Raw genomic sequence first — 22,093 nt, forward strand, 5'->3', positions numbered from 1 at the left:
GTCGGCATTTTCTTGCTCAATTCTTCCCGATTCTGGATTTACCAGTCCCTCAAGAGCCGCAGGCTGCCTTGCTTAACGGCGGCCACGACGCAGGCGTTGAACGGTTGGCTTGCCGGGAGGAGCGACGGGATTGAAGACGCCGTCGACGGCCGGCGGGGAGAAGAACCGGCGGTTGAAGGGCATGTTTCCCACAAGGATCGCGGGCGAGTTCATCATCACTCGGACCTGTCCGAAGGCGCCCAGCCCTGTGATCGATGAGAATGAGGAGGTGTTCTGTCCCCCACGGACTCGCCCCGTGAGAACGGTCCGACGAGGTGTCGGGTTCAGGAGTTGTAGCCGATCACCGTCTCCGTTGGCATATCGAGTCAGGTCGAGGAGTCCCCCTCCGGCCACACCAACCGAGACGACGGTCTGGTGGCTGTCGAGATATTGCAGGCTCGTACCTCGGACGAGGTAGGCCCCGAACTGGTTCGCCGAGGTTGCCCCGGGACCCGGTACGAGCAGGTTACCGGCGATATCCCGGATCCCCGATGCTTGAACATAGTAGAAACGGTTGGCCAGTAAGGGAGTGGTGGGGACCAGGGTTACGGTGTTGTGAGCGGGGTCATAGCCAGGTGGCTGGAGCAGAATCGGGCGATCGTCGCTGGTGCCGAAACGGCCGTCGGGCCCCACGTCGAAGAGTTGATAGTTAGCGGATGAGAGCGCAGTCGTGGTGTTGAGCAACTCACTGAAGTGCAAGGTGATGTACTGGATTGAAGTGGCAGGGCCGAAGAGGCGGATTTCCTCGATACTTGGGCCGGTGAAATCAGGGTCGATGTCGTGGATGACCAGGGTGGTGGAACTCAAGGCGCCGAGGACCGCCCCCCCTTGAGGATCTCGTAGGACCAGGGTGACCGTGCCGTCCCCATTAGTGTACGGGTTGGCGAGGACCGGCACGGTGAATGTCTTGGTCGTCTCCCCCTGCTCGAAAACCAAGGTGCCCGAAACGGGGATGAAATCGAGTCCGGGCGTGGCTGTTCCCGAAAGGACCGTGTAATAGTTCACTGCAACCCGGCCCTGACGGCCATCGGTTCGCTGCACGACGATGGTTGCGTACCCCGCAGTTTCGGGCACGACGACTGTGGGCGAGGCGAACTGAAAGGCGCCGGGCGGCTCGACGACCTGCACATTCACAATTGCCAGGTTGTCGGCCGTGTTCGGGTCGATCTCCAAGCTGCTTACCGTGGCCCTGGCGGTCCCCGCGCCGGCGACTGTCGGGATCACGATGATCGTGACGGTCGCCGATGCGCCCACCGCCAGGTCGCCGAGCCGCGCGGTCACCAGCCCGCCCCCTGGTGAGACGCTCCCCTGGCTCGCGGTTGCTGAGACGATGGACTGGCCCAGGGGGAGGGTCTCATTGAGGACGACCCCGGTCGCTGGCGACGGCCCCTGGTTCGTCACGGTCAACGTGTAGGTTAAGCGGTCGCCGGTCGTCACTTGCCCACGGCTCGCCACCAGACGCACCGCGAGGTCGGCGGCCGGGACCACGGCGGTCGTGAACGTGGCCATGTTATTGGACAGATCGTCGTCGGGTTCGGCTCCTGTGGCGGTTGCGGAGATGTCGAAGTTCCCGGGAACGATCGTCATGACGACGATCGTCAGGGTCACCGAACTGTCCGCCGCGAGGTGGCCGATCTTGTCGACCAGGCGGCCATTGACCGGGGTTAGAACATTTCCGAGGCTGTCAATGGCCGAGACGAACGCGACGCCGGTCGGCAAGAGCTCGGTCAAGCTCACGTCGGTGGCCGGTGAGGGGCCGTGGTTGGCCACCGTCACCGCGTAGGAGACCTGACGATTGACGAGCAAGGGGCCAGTCGGTGGCGTGATGCTTACGGCGAGGTCGGTCCTCGGCGTGACGTTGGTCGTGATCGTGACGCTGTTGTCGTCGGGCGTGGGGTCGGCCAGGCCGGACGACGCGGTCGCAGTGTTGGTGATCGCAGGCGTGTTGGCAGCCGACGTCTGGATCACGATGGTCATTGTGGCAAACGCGTCGGCGGCGAGTGTCCCGATGTTACCAATCACCTGCCCCGATGATTGGGTTGTTTCCCCTTGGCTGACGGTGATCGAGGTGACGGTGACATTCGCTGGCAGGAGGTCGATCAGAATCACCCCGGGAGCCGGCGATGGCCCGCGGTTCGTCACCGTGATCGTGTAAGTCAAAGGCCTGCCGACGCCCACCTCCGCACTGCTCGTTGCAACGATGACGGAAAGGTCGGCAGCCGGGTCAACCGTGGTTGTGACCGAGGCGGAATCGTTGGTGTTGTCGGGGTCGGACACGAGGCTTGTGACAGATGCCCTGTTGGTCAGCGAAGCCCCGGAAGCGAGTGTGGGAGTGACCACGATCGTGAGAACGACGACTCCGCCGGAGGCCAACGACGCGAATTCGTCAGTGACGACCCCGTTACGGATCGTGAGAGTTCCTCCAACGTTGTCGCTCGCCGAAACGAACACGACACCGTCGGGCAAGACGTCGACCAGGGAGATGCCGGTGGCCGTCGAGGGCCCCTGGTTCGTCAGCGTCACGATGTAGGTTAGGGGCTGCCCCACCAGCGTCGGTTGAGGGGGGCCTTGAACGCGGACTTGCAGGTCGGCCAACGGCGTGACCGTCGTCGTGACGGAGGCAAAGTTATTCGCCAGGGAGGCTTCAAGCTCGTTTGCCGACAGCGTCGCGGTGTGGGAGATCGAAGCGGGGGTTGACGCGTTCGTGGATACGACAATCGTGAGAACGACGGGCGGCGAATTGGGGTCGAGGGTCGGAATCAGGGTGGTGAGCCTGTTTCCTAGGATCGACGTCGTTCCTCGGGTCGCTTGGGCCGAGACCAATGTTACGTTCTCGGGCAGGAGATCGATCAGGGTCACGCCCGTCGCTTGGGAAGGCCCGAGGTTTCTCACAGTCACGATGTACGTCACATTCTGACCGACGAGCACTGCGCCTGGTGTTCCTTGCACGTCGACCGCGAGATCGACCAACGCAGTGACCGGAACAGAAACCGAGGCGATATTGTTGGCCGGGTTCGGATCCCCTTCCTGGCTCGTGACGCTCGCCGAGTTCGTGATCGAGTTCCCGGATGCGGCCGACGTCTGCACGACGATCGTCGCGGTTTTCGACTGACCGACTTCCAGGCCCCCGAAATAGAACGAGATCGAGTTCGGGCCTGGGACAGGGAATCCATCCGTCGAAGAGACGGAAACGAGCGTGACACCGGGGGGAAGCAGGTTCGTAGCCGACACCCCTCGGGCCGCGGTCGATCCATAGTTCGTCACAACCAACGTGAACGTAACTGTGCCGCCAACTTGCACCGAGGAGGATGACGAGGAGACCGCGACGCCGACATCCGCCGTCCCCTTGGTGGAGAGGTTGAGGGCGAACTGGGATGTGTTGCCCGCTGGATCCGTCGCCGTTGCGCTGATGAGTGCGCCCGGTGCGACTCCGGCGGGAAGCGTGGCAGTGAAGACGGCATTTCCCGCGTGGTCGGTGTTGACCTGCAACGTGCCGAGGAAAGTCTCTCCTTCGCCAAAGCCCGACGCGTCGGGCGTGCCATTCGCGAAGAACTGAATTCGATACGCCGCGTCCGGGCGGCTCCCGGTCAGGGAGCCACTAATCGTGGTCGAGCTCGCGCCGGTGCTCGCCGCGTTGAGGGTAGGGGCTTGCTGGCTCCGGTTCCCGCTCCCGCCTAAATCGATACCAAGCTTAACATTCGAGAAGAAAATATTTGATAAAATTTGATTATTTGACACATTCAGAATTAAGGAAACACCTGCCCCAATGCCGATTCCCGGGTTGCCGTTGAACGCGATGGCATTGCCTGCGCCCGGAGCCAGCCCTCCGATGGTGTTATTGCTGCTGAAGAGATGAACTCCATCGATCAGGTTTCCGAGGTTCAACGTATGAAACCGGTCGGTACCGATCGCGTTTCCTTGAATGAGTAGACCATCGGTCAATCCGAACGTCTCGACTCCATGCGCTCCGTTGCCTGAGATCACGTTGCCGGCCGAAGGGCTCGTCCCACCGATGCGGTTATTCAGGGCATTCTTGACCAAGATCCCGCCTGCGTTGTTGCCCCGCTTGAGCGTTCCGCTGCCATCGACTCCGACGAGGTTTCCTTCGACCACGTTTGCCGAGCCGCCGTCGAGTGCGATACCGTATCCGAGATTTCCCGAAATCAGGTTTCCCTGGTTTGCTTGCGCGCTGCCGATCTGATTCGAGCCGCTTCCGACGTAGATCCCGTGCCCTCCATTCGCCCCCACAGTCGATCCATCGGGCGTCATTCCCAGGTAGTTGCCCAGGATCAGGTTGTTGCCGGCCCCGGTCAGGTGGATTGCATCCCCCTGGAAGTGAACGATCGAGAGACCAACGATGGTCGTTGAGCCTGCCAAAGCACTCAGACCGTTGGCCCCCGCGCCGGCGCCCGATCCATCGAGTTGGATAAGCGGAGTGCCCGAGTAACTCGGTTGGGTCGTGCCATCGATTGTCACGGGAACCGAGAGGGTTGGTAGGGCAGAGCTCAGACGGATCGTCTTGACACCTGTCCCCGGGATCGCAAACGCGATCGTATCTCCCCCGTCGCCGTGATTGACCTGGCCAATCGCCCACCGCAGGGTGCCTGGGGAGAGGCTGTCGAGCACGTCCGTCACGGGGAAGATCGTGAGCAGAATCCGACCTTCCATCAGTTCCAGACGTGGGCGGACGGAATGCTGGCGAGTCGACTTGGACCGCCGCGGGAGCTCCAACGATGGCGTGCGCATGGACGGGGTCTCTCAATCAACGTGGTTGAGAATCGAAGATGCGCGACTCCTGCCCGAGCGTGGAATCCGAGGCGGGTCGCTCTTTTCAGGACTTCTACGTCCGTCATACGAGGTATGGCACGACCCAACTCATTGAAAAATATACAGAGGAGTAACCTCAGAGTCAAAAGGAAACGATTATTGTGGATTTCGGATCATTCGCGACCATGGCCATCTCAATCGAAACAAGGGCTTTCGTCGCCCTCCCATACGAATCTGGATAATGCTTGAGCGGTTCCTTCGGCTTCGCGTACACCCGGTTGTCGTACACCTGAAGCCCTTGCCATGATCGGACGGCTCTCTCCGAACAAATTCATTCTGAGTGGGAGTGTTTGCAAAGGGAAGCGAAAAGTTTCGAAAAAATGCCGTTTCAAAAAAGGGACGGATTGACCGCCTGGCGCTGGCCCGACATTGACTTTCGCTTGAGGGCTCTTGATTTGGCTGATTGTGAACTCGAGAGCAGAGCGAAATCTGGCATTTGAAGAACCCTCTGGAGTTCCGAAAGTAGCCGTCCTGGAGGCGTGGCTCGATGGTAATCCGTTGCCCTCACTCTTGGCATGTCCTGCGGTAATCAACTCGCCCTGATTCCGTCGCCAACGGATACCGGTGAACTTTCCAAAGGCCTGGCGCAACTTTCCTTAGTGTCGTTTAGGTGCGTTCGGGCCCCAAGTCACGAGGAGGCGCGAGATGAGAACGATCGCTGCGCTGGCCGCTCTGGTGATGCTACTGACCGGCAAGCTGGCCGTGGTTCATGCCGAAGACGAGGGAGATAGAGACAAGATCCAGGGTTCTTGGACCGTCTCTACAGGCGAGAAGGCGGGGCAGAAGGCGCCGGCGGAGGGACTAAAGGATGTCAGGATGACCTTCACCGGCGGTAAGTTCATATGGAAGACGGGCGAGAAAGAGACGAAGGGGACATTCTCCCTGGATGCGACCAAGACGCCGAGGGAGATTTCGATGAGTGCGGAGGACAAGACACTGGCCGGAGTTTACAGGCTCGAGGGGGACGGATTGAAGATCTGCGTGGGCATCGGCGATGACCGTCCGACCGATTTCGCCACCAAGGCCGGAGCGAAGGCCCTGCTGCTCGTTCTCAAGCGGGAGAAGCCCTGATTCCGGGTCGGGCCGGGAACAATTCCGTCGGTCCGTGGCGACCGTCCATGCCAATCGGGGCTCGACATGACCGACGCCGCGGATCGGCTCTATGAACGAGTCTTGCTCCTCCGCTGCCAAGCCCGGGATGAGGCCGCCTTCGAGGAGATCGTCGTCCGATACACGCCGCGACTGCGCTACTACCTGCGAAAGATGCTCGGCGGGGTGCAGGCCGTGGAGGATGTCCTCCAGGAGGTATGGTTGGACGCATTCCGTGGTATAACGAGGCTGATCGAGCCCGGCGCTTTCCCCGCGTGGATCTATCGCCTTGCGAGAGATCGGGCCTTTCGTGAGCTACGGCGGCGGCGGTCTCACCTCCCACTCGAAGACTTCCATTTCATTGATGAGGCCGGTGATGTGGGAGAGTTCTCGGCGGAGGATGCCGAGCATATCCACGGCGCGCTGGACACGCTCATGCCGGAGCACCGGGAGGTTCTGGTGCTCCGGTTCATTGAGGGCATGACTTACGAGGAGATCGCCGGAATCGTCGGTTGTCACCTCGGCACGGTGCGGTCTCGCCTCCACTATGCCAAGCGTGCCCTACGCCGCGTCATCGAAGGGACCGGATAGGATGACTGAGAAAGAACTGCGAGAGGCCCTCCTGGGGCTGGATTCGACGCGACTCAATGCCGTCCCCGACGCTCACCAGCTCACCCGGAAGGTCCTCGAACGCGATCGGCGACGGGTCCGGTTCTTGGCCGTCCTGACCATCGTCCTGTGGGTGATCGCTGCATCCGGTATCCTCGTGGTCCTCTATGCCCTCCTGGCCCTCCACCCCGAACAGAGGAAATTGGCGCGGGATGTCGAGCGAGGCCGAGTCACGTCGGCCAAACGTGAACGCATGGAGCAGGTCCACTGGGCGGTCATCGAGAAGACGACGGCGGTGGTCGCGATATCTGTCGCCGTTCTTACGCTCGCCGCTCTCGGCACTGTCTTCCTGGTCTTCGCCTCTCGCGGTGCGACGATTCGCCAGGTTAATGCCACTCTCCTCGAGATTTCGGAGCAGTTGAAACTGCTAAAGCAAGCCGGTCCCCGCTGAGGCCGCCGGGATGCTTTGGCCGTAGCCTTGGCAGGCAGCCGTGAACGACTACCTTCGAAAAAATACCTCCTTTTGCAATGAAGGTGGTCAATCTGTTGCTGGCGCGGTCATCGGCGCTTGCCTTGGTCTGAAACCCGAGTTCCGGGGTAGAAGTGCGAAACGTTTGTCAACGGATCCGGTGCTCGCTACTCTGGTGAATCACTTGGACACATCCTTTGTGGGGTCGGAATGATCGCAGGTGAGCGGGATCGCAAGAGGCGTTGATCCGGCGATCCGCCTGCCGTTGTCCCGCTCGAAGCTTCAGGCTGGCCGACCGGCTGACCGGTCCTTCAGGGGGATGAACGTGATGAGTGTTGAGGTTCGAAAGCCCCTGCTGATTCTGATCATTGGGTTCGCTGGCCTGATCTCCTCACGGGTTTCGGAGGCCGAACCGGCGGTTGACTCGCCTCCCGACCACCCGATTGTCGCGGGTTACGAGCGATTCTTCGTCGACCCCAGTTCCAACGCCTCCGAGGCGGGTCGCTTGCTGTTTGCCGATTTGAACTGCAATTCTTGCCACCAAGCCGGTCAGGGAGCGGAAACCGGGATCGGAGCCAAGCAAGCGCCGATCCTTGATGCGGTTGGGGCGCGGGTCAGGCCCGAATATTTGCGTTCCTTCCTTTTCGACCCGCAAGCCACGAAGCCGGGGACGACGATGCCGAACCTCCTTGCCCACCTACCGGGGGAGGAGCGACGAGCGACTGTCGAGGCCTTGACCCACTTCCTTGCTGCGAGCGGGCGCATGGTCGGAATCAATCCCACCGCCAAGGCAATCGCGAGTGGTCGGACCCTTTATCAACGTATTGGGTGTCTCGCCTGCCACGGTTCTCTCGAGTCGAACCCGCCGCAGATCGCCACGTCGGTGCCGCTCGGTAACCTGGCGGAGAAGTACACGCTGGGCAGCCTAACCACCTTTCTCAGCGACCCGCTCAAGGTGCGTCCCTCGGGGCGGATGCCTGCGCTCGGCCTCACCGGCAATGAGGCGGGAGAGCTTGCGGCCTACCTGCTCCGCGACCTCCACGACACAGCCAAGCCGAATCTCAGATACGCTTACTTCGAGGGATCCTGGGAAAATCTCCCCGACTTCGCCTCGCTGACACCCCTCAAAACGGGGCCGTCGGTTGGGATCGATCTCACGGTGGCAAGTCGGTCCGACAACTTCGCGCTCTTGTTCGAGGGATTTCTCAACATCGAGCGCGACGGCGACTACACCTTTTACCTCAAATCCGACGACGGTAGTCGGTTGCTCCTGGATGAAGAGGTGGCTGTCGAGAATGACGGGATCCATGCGCCGAGGGAAAAACGCGGCACGATCCGGATGGCGAAGGGACCACATCGGCTCACCGCCGCCTTCTTCAACGGTGGGGCGGGGGCGGAGTGCGACCTCGACTATTCGGGTCCTGGGATTCCGCGTCAGCCTATCACAGGCGCGCTCTCCCTGACCGATCAGCCCCAGTCGCCCGAGTCGAAGACGGCCGAGAAGCAATTCGTCATTGAGGAGTCACTTGTCGACCAAGGGCGCGAACGATTTGCTACGGTTGGCTGCGCGAATTGCCATGCGTTGCGTCAGGACCTTTCACCGATCCCATCCCGCCTGACCGCGACTTCCCTCGCCCAACTCGAGACCAACCGAGGGTGCCTCGACCCCACGCATCCGGCGAAGGCACCGGTCTACCCGCTCACGGCCCGGCAGCGAGAAACGCTGGCCGTGGCGATCGACGGCTTCCAACGGGGCGACGGCTCTCACGTCACGCCCCGCGAAGTGCTCTCGGGAACCTTGCACCGCTTGAATTGCTTTGCCTGCCATCAGCGAGGCGGAGTCGGCGGCGTTGAAGAGGCGCGCAACGCGTTCTTCCGGACGAAGCAGCAGGAGATGGGGGACGAAGGACGCATCCCCCCATCGCTCGACGGGGTCGGAGCCAAGCTCACGGCCGAATCCCTGGCGCACATCGTCAGCGATGGTGCGAAGGACCGACCTTATATGCTGACGCGAATGCCCCGCTTCGGGAAAGCGAATACCAGCCATCTGATCACAGCCTTCGAAACGATCGACGTCCTTGAACCGGTGAAGCCGGTCGCGTTCCACCTGCCACCCCGTCGGATCAAGTCGGATGGTCGCTACCTGACCGGGAGCGAGGCCCTCGCCTGTATCAAGTGTCATACATTCAAAGGGGTCGAGACCGAGGGAGTACAGGCGATTGACATGACGGTCATGACCAAGCGGCTCAGGCGCGACTGGTTTCACCACTATCTGGTCGACCCGCAAGCCTTCCGGCCAGGCACTCGGATGCCCGTGGCCTGGCCCCAAGGCAAGAGCCTGTTACCCAAGGTCCTCGAGGGTGATACCCCTCAGCAGATCGAGGCGATCTGGCAGTTCCTGGCGGACGGCAACAAGGCGGTGGAACCCTACGGCCTGGGGCGCGACCCGATTCCGCTCGTCGCCGAGCACGAGCCTGTCATCTACCGCAACTTCATTCAAGGGGCAGGCCCGCGCGGGATTGGGGTTGGGTATCCCGAGAAGTTGAACCTCGCGTTCGACGCGAACGAGATGCGAATCGCCTTGATCTGGCAAGGCGCATTCATCGACGCCTCGCGCCACTGGTCGGCCCGAGGCGCGGGCTTCCAGGGCCCCCTGGGCGACAACGTTCTGAATCTCCCCGAGGGGCCTGGCTTCGCAACGCTCAGTTCAGGGTCCGTCCCTTGGCCCACCCAGTCTCCGAAAGATCTCGGCTACCGTTTTCGTGGGTATCGGCTCGATCCGCAAGGACGTCCGACCTTCCTCTCCAGCTTCAACTCGGCCCAGATTACCGACTTTCCCGAACCAGGCCTTTCGAAGGATTCGCCCAGCTTGCGGCGGACCTTGTCGATCAAAGCGGCCAACCCGCCCGGCGACCTCTGGTTTCGCGCGGCGGTTGGCGACAAAATCGAGCCGCTCGCCGATGGTTGGCATACGGTCAATGGGGAATGGAAGCTTCGCATTGAGTCGAGTGCAGAACCCTTGATCCGCAGGTCGGCAGGAAAGGCTGAGCTCTTGGTCCCCCTCATTTTCTCGAGGGACGAGGCCAAAATCATCGAGCAGATCGACTGGTAAATCGGCTTCGGAATCCGCTCGAGACAACACGACACAAGGCCATTTTCAATATATGTCGAGAACCGACTCATGTTTCGACCTGTTTTGTGGGGTATGACCGTCGCGAGCCTTTTGCTGGGACTTCTCGGAGTCGCTCGGGCGGGAGATCCTATCCTGTCGGAAGCGGACTACTACCCGCTTGTGACTCTGCCTATTCCGGAAGGAGTCGTGCTCGAAGCAGGGGCGCTCGAGATGTTGCCCGACGGCAAGCTCGCCGTCGCGACGCGTCGAGGAGAGATTTTCCTGGTTGCCAACCCGCTCTCGGACGACCCTGCTAAGGTGAAGTTTGAGAGGTTTGCGCACGGCTTACACGAAGTCCTCGGCCTGGCCTATCGGGACGGGTGGCTCTATGTCACGCAGCGTGGCGAGTTGTCCCGACTCAAGGATACGAATCAGGATGGCCGTGCTGACCTGTTCGAAACGGTCAGTGACCTCTGGGAAATCAACGGCGACTATCACGAGTACGCCTTCGGCTCGAAGTTCGACCGGGACGGTCACATCTGGGTGGCGCTCTGCCTGACCGGCTCGTTCACCAGTGAGAGCCTGTATCGCGGCTGGTGCTTCCGGATCTCGCCCGATGGGAAGGCGATCCCCACGAGCAGCGGCATCCGATCGCCGGGAGGGCTCGGGATGAACCTGGCCGGCGACATGTTTTATACCGAGAACCAGGGACCTTGGAATGGCGCCTGTAGCCTCAAGCATCTCAAGCCCGGGGCCTTTCTCGGGCATCCGGCCGGGCTCCGCTGGCACGAGGCCGCCGGGATGGTGGGCCCACGCCCCAAGGAACCCGAGAGCGGTAGCCGGATGGCGATTGAGGTGAAAAAGATCCCGGAACTGCTGGCGCCCGCCGTCTATTTCCCGTACCCCAAGATGGGGCAGTCGGCCAGCGGCATCGCTTCGGATCTCACCGGAGGTAAGTTTGGTCCCTTCGCCGGCCAAATGTTTGTCGGCGACCAGGCCGCGAGCACGGTGATGAGGGTCGTGCTGGAAACGGTGGATGGCCGATATCAGGGAGCCTGCCTTCCCTTCCGCAAGGATTTTGCGTCGGGTTGTCTGCCCCTCCTGATGACCCAGGAGGGGACTCTTTTCGTCGGCGGCACGAGTCGGGGATGGGGATCGCGCGGCGGCAAGCCGTTCGCACTCCAACGCCTGGCCTGGAGCGGCAAGGTTCCGTTCGAGATCCACGAGATTCATGCGCGCTCTGACGGCTTCGAACTCACGTTCACCGCCCCCGTCGATCGGAGCACGGCGGCGGATCCCAAATCCTACAGCTTAACGACCTATACCTATATCTATCAGTCGAGTTATGGGAGCCCCGAGGTCGACCCGACTACCCCGACGATCGACCGCGTCGAGGTTTCCGAGGATGGTAAGGTCGTTCGCCTCGCCGTCAGCAAGCTGCAGGTGGGCCACGTCCACGAGTTCCATCTCGATGGCGTTCGCTCTCACGCGGGACGGCCGCTTCTTCACCCGGACGCCTATTACACCTTGAATGCGATCCCGGGAAGCTGAAAAAAAAGAGGCCGAGGCTCAGCGTGGTCGAACCGATCTCGGGCCGAGCTCACCCGTGGCGAGCCGTTCGAGTTCATCGGCCAGGACCGACGCGGAGGGAAACCGCTTTGCAGGATCACGGTGCATCGCCTTCATGATCACGGCTTCGAGGGACGTGGGCACTCGTGGATTCACCGCGCGGGGGGTACTTGGCGTGGCGACCGCGATGTAGGCGACCCAATCCGAAGGAGCAAGGCCCTCGGGAATGGTCAGCGGATGGACTCGTGTGACGGCCTCGAAAAGCGTAACTCCCAGTGCGTAGACGTCGCAGAGGGTGTCATCGGAAGGGCAAGCCGCCAGTTTCTCGGGCGCCATGTACAAGGGGGTGCCCGTGCCGTAGAGAGTCGTCAGGGGAGGGGGGCCATCGAGGTCGCGGCTCAGTCCGAAGTCCGAGAGGTAGACGCGATTCTCGAGTTGGCGGTCCATCAGGATATTGGCCGGTTTGACGTCCCGGTGCACGACCTGATTGGCGTGAGCGACCGCAAGCGCCCGAGCGATCCGGCTGATGACCCGAACCATCGCGCGAATGTAGGCTTCCTCGGTCAGCCATGACCACCAAGCCCAACACCCCTCCGGCCGTCGGGCTCGCCCCGACCTCATTTGAACGATGACCTCGTCGAGCGAGATCCCGTTGACTAGCGGCATTGTCAGAAAAACGAACCCGTTGATCTCGCCAAACTCGTACGTTTGGAGCAGCGACGGGCTTTCGAGTTGGGCACCGACCTCGGCCTCGCGATGAAATTGGGCCAACCGCTTTGGATCGTGCGCAAGGGCAGGGGCGAGGAGCTTCAATGCCACCGTCTCGACGATTGGTTCAAGTTGGATGGCCTTCCAGACCTGCCCCTGGCGGCCTGAGCCGAGTCGCTCTACCAGGTGAAAACGGCCAAACTGCTGGTTCGGCTGACACTTCTGACCGGGGCCGGGATCAACTCTGTTGAATGCGCCGGGGCGTCGTTGAAAAATCGTGTCGGAAGTCCCCGAGCGTTCTGGAGTAAATGGGGCGATTTTACCGTTGATCGCGGCGTTTTTGGACCCCACTGAATTGTTCACCCGACCCTCGGGCGTATGGTTACGCGGGTGAGTGCCACTGTCTGTCCACGCTGACGCCGAAACTATGTGAACCAAGGGTGCGCTCCGGATTGCGGCAACTCTCCCTCTCCTGGAAAGTTTACCCTACTTCTCGGATGAGCACCATTCCTTCGATAGCAGGTCGGACCGTGGCTGACGGTAACGGTCCTTCCACCGATATTACTGGTTTAATCCGTGAGGTCCGTCGAGCTCGCGTTCTCGGGCGGTAATTCGGTGCGGGGCCTTGCTCCCAGCAATGGTCTCTTCGAAAGGTTGGTTCTCAAGAATCCTGGACCACTCTGGCGAAGATTGACCACGATTTCGCGATGCAGAAGACGTGTTGCAAACCCAAATCTTGCATGAGCATGGCCCCGAGACCGGAACAACAACCTCTTCCCGGCCTCGAGCGGCGACTTGATCCAAAAGATTCTCCGACCGGCGATACCTCGTTCCGTAACAGGACACCCTTCGCTCTGTGATCAGCCGGCCTTGGTCAACGCCTTTGCCCCGGCCACTGTCAACGCTTCTCTCGTGAGAGCAGGAACATCGCGGCTCGGGTATTCCCTCGAAGAGCCGCGACATAAAGACCAGTGAATAGGTTATCCACCCGAACCTGCTCAACGTGCTTGACGGCTTCTCGGAAGGAACGACTCTTGGCCATCGTTCGTTTCAAGGTTGCGTTACTAATCCCTAACTGAGACGCGGCCGTCGTCCGGCCAAGCCCCTCCTTGAGTAGGTGAAGAAACGCGACGCGCAACTGGTGGCTGACGCCTTCTCTCGACTCAGGCAACGGTTCAAACGGATCCGGCCGCAATTCCATCTCGTCGTCTTCTTCATTGTCGTACGGCACAAGAGACCTCTTTAAGATCACTTCCGAAGAATGGCCCTGATCCGGCCTTGAGCCAGAGAAGGGGGGGAGTGAGGCTCATCGTTAGAGACGTTCCTCTTTAAACGGGGGGAATATCCAGGTGTCGTTCCCCCCTACTGTAAAAGTAGGCCACTTTTTTCGGTTCCTCGACACATTCGACGAGTCCTCGTTTTCAAGACTCGGCGGCCAAGGTCCATCGAATGCGTGCCGTCGAATTCCATCAACATGTCGCACATGCGGAATCGAGAGGGCGAACCCGTCCTTGATTTCTCCCAAAGACGTGGCGATGCGGATGCGTGCAGTTCAGGCAAACTCGTGGATTTTGTGCCTACAAATCGCGCACGTCGGACAATTTGGTTTCGCTTTTTTTGGGCTCAAGTCATTGTGTTGAATAGACTTAGGAAGAAACATCGGTCTGGCCTCATATTTGCAAAGGACCTGTCCAGGGATTCTCCCAAGGGTCGGTGAGGACATCACGTTGTCGATGCGTCACGGGGCCGTCTCGAGTCTCTTTGGGGACTATGCGTTGACCGGTTTCGACGAGATGTTCGTCGGTGCCGGACAAGTGCGTCCGCATTACGCCGCGCTTCTCGAAAGCCTGGCGATGCTCGGACCTGCCGAATTGGAGCGTCGTCGCCGTGCGGCGGATCTCTTGATGCGGCACCAAGGCATTACTTTTACCGTGTACGGCCGGGACCAGGGGGTGGAACGTATCATCCCCTTCGATCCGGTCCCTCGGTTGATCGCGGACGACGAATGGCGCCTGATCGAGCGTGGGCTCACGCAGCGGGTTCGGGCGTTGAACCTCTTCGTCCATGACATTTATCACAAGCGGCAGATCCTTCGGGATCAGGTCATTCCGGCAGAGCTCATTCTTGGCGCCTCGAGCTACCGCCGCGAGTGCGTGGGGCTGCGTGTCCCTCGCGATATTTATATTCACATTTCCGGTATTGATTTGATCCGCGGAGCGGACGGGCAATATCTTGTCTTGGAGGACAATGGCCGCACGCCCTCGGGGGTGAGCTATGTGCTGAAGAATCGACAGGTCATGAAACAAGTCTTTCCATTCCTCTTCGAGCAATACAACGTCCGCCCGAACGACGACTATGCGGCGAACCTGCTCGCGATGCTTCGCTCGATTGCTCCTGAGGGGTGCGATGATCCGACGGTCGTCGTCCTGACGCCGGGGGCTCACAATTCGGCCTACTATGAGCACAGCTACCTGGCCCGCCAGATGGGCGTCGAACTGGTGGAAGGACGCGACCTCTTTCTCGACAACGGCCAGGTCCTGATGAGAACGATCCAGGGGCCGAAGCGGGTGGACGTGATCTACCGGCGGATCGACGATGATTTCATCGACCCGTTGACCTTCCGTCGCGACAGCCAACTCGGCGTCGCGGGCCTCGTGGGCGCCTGCCGGGCCGGTCAGGCCGGGCTTGCGAATGCAATCGGAACGGGGGTTGCCGATGACAAGGGCGTCTATCCGTTCGTCCCGGAGATCATTCGCTACTATCTCAAAGAAGACCCGATTCTGGCGAACGTCGAGACCTTTCGCCCGCAGATCCCCGCTCACCGCCAGCACATTCTGGCGAACCTCAACTCGCTGGTGGTCAAGGCGGTCGACGGGTCCGGGGGTTACGGCATGCTGATCGGCCCGGCATCGACGGCCGCCCAGCGCGAGGAGTTCGCCGCCAAGATCGAGGCGAATCCCCGAGGCTATATCGCTCAGCCGACGATCTCGTTGAGCCAGCACCCCACGTTTGTGGGAGATCACCTTGAGGGTCGCCACATCGACCTGAGGCCGTTTGTCCTTTATGGCGAGGAGATCAAGGTCATGGCCGGTGGTCTGACGCGCGTCGCCTTGCCTCGGGGCAGCCTGGTGGTGAATAGCTCGCAGGGGGGCGGCACCAAGGATACCTGGGTTTTGCGGGGCAAGCCGCCGGCCCCGGTCACGACACCGACCGGCCAAGGAGTCGCCTGAGATGCTGAGCCGGGTGGCCGAGAACCTCTATTGGATCAGCCGCTATGTCGAGCGCGCTGAGAACGTTTCGCGACTCCTCGACGTCGGTTTCCACCTGGAACTCGACGCGACCGGGCTGAACGGAGCGGCCGACGGGCCCGGACCGATCGAGAGCGTCCTGACGATCCTCGCCTGTCGTGAGGCCTTCGAGCGGTCGCACGGAACGAGAGAAAGGGACCGGGACGATGTGCTTCGGTTCTTGACCTTCGACCGGCAAAACAGCCACTCGATTATCGCGATGCTTGGTCGGGCCCGGGAGAATGCACGCGGGTCCCAGGAAACGCTCAGTGGCGAGGCCTGGAGCCAGGTCAACAAGCTGTACCTTTATCTGGGCAGTTCCAAGGCTCGGAAGCGATTCGCCGCGAGTCCGCCCCGGTTCTACGACACAATCAAGCGGGCCTGCATTCTCTTCGACGGCTTGGTTGACGCGACGCTGCCGAGGACCGAGGTTTTCCACTTCCTCCAGCTTGGCCGCTACCTGGAACGCGTGAATCAGATGAGCCGGATCCTCAACGTCAAGCTCTTCGGGCTTCGCGAACCGGGTTCGGTCGACGGACACGGACTCAAGCTGGTTCACTGGTCGAGCCTCCTGCGAAGCTGCTCGGCCTACGAGGCTTACCTCCGGGAACACCACGACCGGATCGATCCGGAAGGGGTGGTCCGATACCTCGTCCTCAATTCCGACTTCCCCCGCGCTATGCGGTTCTGCGTCGCCCGCTGTTGCGAGTCGCTTCGCGAGATCGCGGGAGGCGATGGTGAAGAGTACGGCAGCGAAGCCGAGCGGCAACTGGGCCGGCTCGATAGCGAGCTTCGCTACATGGACGTGGAAGAGATCATCGGAGAAGGACTTTCCCTGTTCCTGACCGAGGTCCAAGAGTCCTGCGACCGAATTGGCGAAGAGATTCACCAGGCCTACTTCGTCGCCTGAGCCGAATGGCCCCATTTGCATTCATCGATCCCTGGGTCCGAGGAATCGCAAGATGCTGCTCCGAATCCACCACGAAACGAAGCTGAGCTACTCCAACCCCGTCTCGGAAACGGTCTTCGAGCTCCGCATGGCTCCGCCGTCCAACGACGACCAAACCTCGATGGGGTATCATTTAAAGATCAGTCCTCAGGCCCCCGTCACGTCGTACCGGGATGGATTCGGCAACCGGGTCGACCTGTTCAATATCACGAGCCCCTACCGAGAACTCGTCACGCAAGCGACGAGTTACGTGCGGACCCATCGGCGATCCGGCCTCGACCGTCTCTCCGGAGTCTCCTGGCCGGCTTCACCGGGCAATTCCGTGGCGATCGAGGCGTTTGAATATCTCCAGCCAAGCCCGCTTGTCGAACGCAGCCCCGCCTTAACCGCCTTCGTTTCTACGCTTGAAGTACCCAGCGGTACGCTGCTGGACGTTGTTTACGTGCTTCTGAACGCGGTGGCCGCCCGCCTTCAGTATGAGAAACGCGTCACGTCAACGCGGACGCCCGTCAGTGAGGCCTTGGAACTCGGCCGTGGCGTCTGCCAGGATTTCGCGCACCTCTTCCTGGCTGCCTGCCGAGGTATTCATTTGCCGGCGCGGTATGTCAGTGGCTACGTCAACCATCCGGGGGAAATCGCCACCCACGCCTGGTGTCAGGTCTGGGGCAACCCGCAAGTGGGCTGGATCGACGTCGATCCAACCCATTCCTGTGTCGTCGAGAACGACCACGTCGTCACCGCCGTCGGCCGTGACTACTCCGACGTTCCCCCCAACCGGGGGCTCTGGAAAGGCCGCTCACAGGAGACGATGGGGGTCTCCGTCACCGTCGATCCCGTGGAACAGGCCACACTGGAATGGAACGAATGGTCGCCCCCGCGACCGAGGGCGACGGGAGGATTTTCCCAGTCCCATCTCCAGTCGCAGTCCCAGCGGCAGGGAATGGTCGGAGTTGCGCCCCGGCGTGCTGCGCGGAGCGCTTACCCGAATCAGCGGAGCCCTCGCGCAGGACTTCACCAGCAACAAGGGGAGCAGCAACAGCAGCAATGACTCCGGTTGCGGGGCTGCCACCGGCTTTCAGACCGTGACGATCCGGTTTGCCGCCGCGCGGATCAGTTCGTGGGCCGGAGGCGAGAGTTCGGGTTCCGTTACTTCGTCGGTCCAGACGGTGAAGGATTCGAGCGTATTCGCGCCGAACGAAGTCGTCAGGGCGACATCCACGGCGTCTCGCCCCCGCGCCATGACGACCCGACCAATCCTGGGGACGTTGTGCCTTGCATCAAACGTGTACCATCGACCATCGAGGTAGGCCTCGAACCAGCCGCTGAAGTCCATTGGGCACGGCTGGGGCGGAATCCCGATGTCGCCGAGGTAGCCCGTGGCATATCGAGCCGGAATATTCATGCAGCGACAGAAGGTCAGTGCCAGGTGAGTGAAATCCCGACAAACCCCGGTTCGCTCCACATAGACGTCGTAGGCCGTTTTGGTCGGACGGGCGAAGGAGTACCCGAACCGGATGTTGTGATGAACCCAGTCGCAGATCGCCTGGACTCGCCCCCATCCCAGCGGCGCCTTGGCAAAAAGTTTCCAGGCGATGTCCAGCAGTCGGTCCACCTCGCAATAACGGCTACCCAGGAGGTAGACCAAGACGTCCGCCGGCAGCTCTTCCACCGGAAGTTGGCGGGCCCCGGGGGCGACAGGATCAGGGGATCCATCATCCTCCACGATCGAATCATCCAGGAGGACCAACCGCCCAGGAGGCGCAACGATTCGACATCCCAGGTTTCCGAAGCCGTCAGTGAACGACTCAATCGGTATCACCGGATCCAGCTTCATGCCGGCGGCCCTCCGGATCGAGGTGGCTCGTTCCGGGCGAAGCCCCAGCATCAGCGTCATTGGGCACGCCGAAGGGATCTGAAAGACCAGCTCGTAACCAATGCGTATGAGCATGCCTTTTTTTCGCCTAAGTGCGTCTCCCTGGCGAGAGGCAGGATCATTAAATTGGATTTTAGAACGAAACATGTCTATCGTCAATAGTTGATCTTCGGGATTACAGCTCAGGGATTGCGTACTGCGAAAACGCTTGCCAAGGGGAGGGCGACTCCGCTTGCGTGAGCGTCCCTGCTCGTGCTATCACCTGGACAAGAGAATGAGAGCGCACAAAAGAGGTTTGCAGCGCTAGGCCGGCTCAAGGGACATTGCAATGACGTATTGCGTGGGGATCAAGACGCGTGAAGGGTTGGTGATGGCTTCCGACTCACGCTCGAACGCAAGCTACGACCAGGTCAACATTTGCCGTAAAATGCACACATTCATCGACCCAGGGGAGCGGGTCTTCGTACTCTTGACCAGCGGCAGCCTCTCGTGCTCGCAGTCCGTGCTGACTTTGCTGAGGCGAGACTTCGACCAGGGGGTGGGGCTGGCGACCGCGGGTTCGCTCTACGACGCCGCGCGGATCGTCGGAGACCAGGTGCGCAAGGTCTCAGCCATGGATCGCCAGGCGCTCGAGCAGGACGCTTACAAGTTCAATGTCCACATTCTGCTCGCCGGCCAGATTCGCGGCCAACCGCACGACCTCTACCTGATCTATCCGCAGGGCAACCCACTGCAAGCGACCGAGGACTCACCGTTCCTTCAAATTGGCGAATGCAAATATGGCCGGCCGATCCTGGATCGCGGCGTTCGCTATGACCAGACGACCCTCGAGGACGCGGCACGCTATGCCTTGATCTCACTCGACTCGACAATGCGATCCAACGTCACCGTCGGCCCTCCCATCGACCTCTTGGTCTACACGCGGAACGAACTCGGCATTAGCCGACAGCGACGGTTCACGGACAAAGACCCCGACCTGCTGGCGATCAACGCCCATTGGGAACAGGCGCTCCGCCGGGCCGTCCAGGAACTCCCTCCCGTCCAATTCGACGAGGTTGAGACGCCGAAATAGCGTCTGGATGTCGCTCGAATTGCAACACCGGCGAAGGAATCGAAGAAACCTGCGCTAACATGCAACGGCGAGCGTTGGCCGTCGGTTGTCGACGGCCAACGCCTGTCTCATGAGGCCGGCTTGAGAACGAAGTCGGTGAACCGCGCAGGGAAGGCGCGAGGCGATGCGTTGTTCGCCGAGATTCCGACGCTCAGCTTGCGCGGAAGGGTGGTGGCCGCGTGGTCGACCTTGATGAACGTCTTGCCATCGAGCGAGTAGGAGTAAACGAGCGCGTTCGCACGACGCTCCAGGCGAAGTGTGATCGCTCCCTCGCGGACATTCATCGGTTTCTTCGGTTTGGTGAGCTTTCCGTCCTTGCAGCTTTCGAGATACAACCATTGCAGTCGCTCGCCCGTATAGGCGGTCGCTCGCTCAAACCGAACATAGTTATCCTTGTTTTGCCAGAGCAGGAGCCCCGCTCCCTGGAACGTGAAAAAGAGCCCCTTGAGGGGAACGGTCCCTGGCTGAAAATCACCGAGGACCTTCACCTCAGCGGTAAAATCTCCATCCACCTCGGCGAGGGCCCGAGGCGCATCCGTGATGTCGCGCGTGGCGTCAAAGATATGAGCACCCGCAGCGACCTGGATTGTCAGCGTCTCGTCCCCCTTGGTGACGAGTGAGTCCTGCAGGGGATCGACCAGGGGACCGAGTAACGGGAAGATCGAGAGCGGGTTCTTGTCGGCGAATTTCACCTTTGCCGGAGGCGGTTCGGGAGTCGCCAGGGCAACTGTTTTTTTGTCGTTCCGAGCTTCGCGGTTCGGTTCCGTGTTCGACTTCTGAGTCAGCTCGCTCGTGGCCTCGTTTTGGACGAGGGTTTGGCTCTCTAATGTCGCGGTCTTCGACGTCTCAGGCTCAACCTTCTCTTGTGCGGGCGGCGCGGCGGTTATCACCTCATTGGCCGCCGGCTCCGAAACGGGCTCGGGCTTAGCCACCGCTTCAATCTTGGGGGCGAGAGGGGGCTCAACCGGTGCCGTATTGGCGTGGAGTTCAGCGGCGGCCCTCGCTTGCTCCCGATGTCGCTTGTTCGTCGACATCACGGCGAAGAGAAAGAGGCCGTAAAGAAACTCCAGGGCAATCAGACCCATGATGAAGCCGGGCGATGTGAACAATGAGCCGGGCAGTTGGGTCAAGAGCTGCGGCTTTGCCGCAGAGGACCGCCCCGCACTTTCCTCGAGCGAACTGGAACTCTGCCGTTTTTTCGTGCTCGCTGAACTCGCCACGGCTGGTCAACCCCCTCGAGCGCGCTGGAGTGCTGGAAAGTGGCGAACGCCTCAGTTAGTCGATCAAAAGCACCGAAGAAATGTTGTGATAGCCAGAGAAATAGGCAACCACCGTACCTCTTACCGACTCATGCTAAGGGGGACGATCAACCTTTGTCAATCCTTCCTTGCCCTCCCCGCTTGCGTATGGTGAGACGTGACAGGGAGCAGATGTGACCTCATCCTTGATTCTTCCGGAACGGGTTTGCCCTGCGCCTCCTCGAAAGCTGAATCATCAATCTGCCCGGACCAAAACGAAGGCAAGCAAGAAAATGTTGCTTTGCTGGAACAAAATAACCGCGACTTTTTTTCTGACTTATTGCCTATCAAGACCGCCTTGATCTACCATGAACCGCTGGTGACTTCTCTCAAGGAATGGCGATCGTGAGGGAGGGATTCTGAAGTTTTAGACAAGAAGCCTGGGCCCGGTTGATTTCTCGGACAAGCCCCCGACGGAACTCTCCCATGGCACGCAGAAACACTTCGTCGCTGCTTCCCGATGATCCATTTGGCGTGAATGATGTGCCAGTCATCGACGACTGGACGAACGCCGCTGCGAGTCAGGCCGCCCGGCGAGCTTCGCTCGCTCGGGAATCGTGTCGTAAGAGGCGTCTGGTTGACCCTTCGACCTGCGAGCGAACCTACACGACCGCCGAGATCGAATTCATGATGGCCATGCAAGAGTACAAGCAGGACAGCGGTCGACTCTACCCGACCTGGAGTGAAGTGCTGGGCGTCCTTCAAGGGTTGGGTTACCACAAGGCGGATGACGATAACCGCCGTGATTCGGTCACGATGAACGCGTGACGGCCAAGGGGGGCGCTTCCCTCCTTTTGCATTTCGATCGTTCCGGGTTGACGCTACGGGGCCGGTTGAGTATTGTCCCCATCGGCTTGAGACTGGCCTCGAGAGTGGGCCGAATCAGGTCGATCGCATGCGGCCGATCACTCGGTTCCCGAGCAAGATCTTTGTTCTCGATACAGCTTTTGATACTCAGCATGACGCTTCGGTCGAGCGCTTGACCGAACGCAATCGAGACAACGCTCGCTGGCGACCCCCCTCCGGATGCGCACCGGAGGGTTTCTTTCACTTCCGACCGATGCTCCCAGGCTCAACACCCACTTCGCGAAGTCGTTCTTTTCACTTCAGGTTCAAGGTTAGATTGGGTATGTGCGCTTGGGCAGTGCTGGTA

At 60.7% G+C, this 22,093-nt stretch carries 15 protein-coding genes; 10 read left to right on the plus strand and 5 right to left on the minus strand.

The genetic code is table 11. The features are described from left to right. Positions 1-72 precede the first annotated feature (72 nt). A complete protein-coding gene (locus SINAC_RS28360; protein ID WP_015249007.1) occupies positions 73-4,785 on the minus strand; it encodes a Calx-beta domain-containing protein in 4,713 nt (1,570 codons plus the stop codon). Between the two features lie 726 nt (positions 4,786-5,511). Here SINAC_RS28360 and SINAC_RS28365 point away from each other — a divergent pair. From SINAC_RS28365 to SINAC_RS28385, 5 genes are all read left to right on the plus strand, one after another. Continuing rightward, positions 5,512-5,937: a TIGR03067 domain-containing protein gene (locus SINAC_RS28365; protein WP_015249009.1), complete on the plus strand. Its 426-nt coding sequence runs from the start codon at positions 5,512-5,514 to the stop codon at positions 5,935-5,937. Positions 5,938-6,003: 66 nt separating this feature from the next. Further along, on the plus strand, positions 6,004-6,546 hold the full coding sequence (locus SINAC_RS28370; RefSeq protein ID WP_015249010.1) for an RNA polymerase sigma factor: 543 nt from the start codon (positions 6,004-6,006) through the stop codon (positions 6,544-6,546). 1 nt (position 6,547) lies between these two features. Beyond that, positions 6,548-7,015 carry a hypothetical protein gene (locus tag SINAC_RS28375; protein ID WP_015249011.1) on the plus strand — a complete coding sequence of 156 codons (468 nt, stop codon included), beginning with the start codon at positions 6,548-6,550 and terminating at the stop codon, positions 7,013-7,015. A 346-nt stretch (positions 7,016-7,361) separates the two neighbouring features. Continuing rightward, complete coding sequence (locus SINAC_RS28380) at positions 7,362-10,145, plus strand: PA14 domain-containing protein (protein ID WP_015249012.1); 2,784 nt, start codon at positions 7,362-7,364, stop codon at positions 10,143-10,145. A gap of 69 nt (positions 10,146-10,214) precedes the next feature. Next, positions 10,215-11,696: a DUF7133 domain-containing protein gene (locus tag SINAC_RS28385; protein ID WP_015249013.1), complete on the plus strand. Its 1,482-nt coding sequence runs from the start codon at positions 10,215-10,217 to the stop codon at positions 11,694-11,696. A gap of 18 nt (positions 11,697-11,714) precedes the next feature. Here the strand turns inward: SINAC_RS28385 and SINAC_RS28390 are convergent, their stop codons facing one another. Both SINAC_RS28390 and SINAC_RS28395 read right to left on the minus strand, forming a co-directional pair. Beyond that, complete coding sequence (locus SINAC_RS28390; protein ID WP_244884905.1) at positions 11,715-12,773, minus strand: serine/threonine-protein kinase; 1,059 nt, start codon at positions 12,771-12,773, stop codon at positions 11,715-11,717. Positions 12,774-13,320: 547 nt separating this feature from the next. Then, positions 13,321-13,653, minus strand: coding sequence for a hypothetical protein (locus SINAC_RS28395; RefSeq protein WP_015249015.1), 333 nt, complete (start codon positions 13,651-13,653; stop codon positions 13,321-13,323). A 502-nt stretch (positions 13,654-14,155) separates the two neighbouring features. Here SINAC_RS28395 and SINAC_RS28400 point away from each other — a divergent pair. From SINAC_RS28400 to SINAC_RS28410, 3 genes are read left to right on the plus strand one after another with little or no spacing between them, the layout of a single operon-like run. Continuing rightward, the gene (locus SINAC_RS28400; RefSeq protein WP_015249016.1) at positions 14,156-15,652 is read left to right on the plus strand and encodes a circularly permuted type 2 ATP-grasp protein; all 1,497 of its coding nucleotides are present in this window, start codon (positions 14,156-14,158) and stop codon (positions 15,650-15,652) included. Between the two features lies 1 nt (position 15,653). Next, entirely contained in the window at positions 15,654-16,619 is a 966-nt protein-coding gene (locus tag SINAC_RS28405) for an alpha-E domain-containing protein (RefSeq protein WP_015249017.1), read from the plus strand. 52 nt (positions 16,620-16,671) lie between these two features. Continuing rightward, complete coding sequence (locus tag SINAC_RS28410; RefSeq protein WP_015249018.1) at positions 16,672-17,706, plus strand: transglutaminase family protein; 1,035 nt, start codon at positions 16,672-16,674, stop codon at positions 17,704-17,706. Positions 17,707-17,733: 27 nt separating this feature from the next. On the opposite strand, the gene SINAC_RS28415 is transcribed toward SINAC_RS28410, so the two are convergent. Then, positions 17,734-18,606 carry a transglutaminase-like domain-containing protein gene (locus SINAC_RS28415; protein WP_015249019.1) on the minus strand — a complete coding sequence of 291 codons (873 nt, stop codon included), beginning with the start codon at positions 18,604-18,606 and terminating at the stop codon, positions 17,734-17,736. A 253-nt stretch (positions 18,607-18,859) separates the two neighbouring features. Here SINAC_RS28415 and SINAC_RS28420 point away from each other — a divergent pair, with 253 nt between their 5' ends. Further along, positions 18,860-19,603, plus strand: coding sequence for a peptidase (locus tag SINAC_RS28420; RefSeq protein ID WP_015249020.1), 744 nt, complete (start codon positions 18,860-18,862; stop codon positions 19,601-19,603). Between the two features lie 107 nt (positions 19,604-19,710). On the opposite strand, the gene SINAC_RS28425 is transcribed toward SINAC_RS28420, so the two are convergent. Next, a complete protein-coding gene (locus SINAC_RS28425) occupies positions 19,711-20,862 on the minus strand; it encodes a DUF1349 domain-containing protein (protein ID WP_015249021.1) in 1,152 nt (383 codons plus the stop codon). A gap of 504 nt (positions 20,863-21,366) precedes the next feature. Between SINAC_RS28425 and SINAC_RS28430 the strand changes: the two genes are divergently transcribed. After that, positions 21,367-21,708, plus strand: coding sequence for a hypothetical protein (locus SINAC_RS28430; protein WP_015249022.1), 342 nt, complete (start codon positions 21,367-21,369; stop codon positions 21,706-21,708). The last annotated feature ends 385 nt before the right edge of the window (positions 21,709-22,093 follow it).

The sequence above is a fragment of the Singulisphaera acidiphila DSM 18658 genome (assembly GCF_000242455.2).
GTDB lineage: Bacteria > Planctomycetota > Planctomycetia > Isosphaerales > Isosphaeraceae > Singulisphaera > Singulisphaera acidiphila.

Coding starts and splice junctions, on each gene's coding strand:
- SINAC_RS28380 (WP_015249012.1), top strand. CDS start 7,362: ATGAGTGTTGAGGTTCGAAAGCCCCTGCTGATTCTGATCATTGGGTTC.
- SINAC_RS28430 (WP_015249022.1), top strand. CDS start 21,367: ATGGCACGCAGAAACACTTCGTCGCTGCTTCCCGATGATCCATTTGGC.
- SINAC_RS28370 (WP_015249010.1), top strand. CDS start 6,004: ATGACCGACGCCGCGGATCGGCTCTATGAACGAGTCTTGCTCCTCCGC.
- SINAC_RS28385 (WP_015249013.1), top strand. CDS start 10,215: ATGTTTCGACCTGTTTTGTGGGGTATGACCGTCGCGAGCCTTTTGCTG.
- SINAC_RS28410 (WP_015249018.1), top strand. CDS start 16,672: ATGCTGCTCCGAATCCACCACGAAACGAAGCTGAGCTACTCCAACCCC.
- SINAC_RS28375 (WP_015249011.1), top strand. CDS start 6,548: ATGACTGAGAAAGAACTGCGAGAGGCCCTCCTGGGGCTGGATTCGACG.
- SINAC_RS28365 (WP_015249009.1), top strand. CDS start 5,512: ATGAGAACGATCGCTGCGCTGGCCGCTCTGGTGATGCTACTGACCGGC.
- SINAC_RS28360 (WP_015249007.1), bottom strand. CDS start 4,785: ATGCGCACGCCATCGTTGGAGCTCCCGCGGCGGTCCAAGTCGACTCGC.
- SINAC_RS28400 (WP_015249016.1), top strand. CDS start 14,156: ATGCGTCACGGGGCCGTCTCGAGTCTCTTTGGGGACTATGCGTTGACC.
- SINAC_RS28420 (WP_015249020.1), top strand. CDS start 18,860: ATGACGTATTGCGTGGGGATCAAGACGCGTGAAGGGTTGGTGATGGCT.
- SINAC_RS28415 (WP_015249019.1), bottom strand. CDS start 18,606: ATGCTCATACGCATTGGTTACGAGCTGGTCTTTCAGATCCCTTCGGCG.
- SINAC_RS28405 (WP_015249017.1), top strand. CDS start 15,654: ATGCTGAGCCGGGTGGCCGAGAACCTCTATTGGATCAGCCGCTATGTC.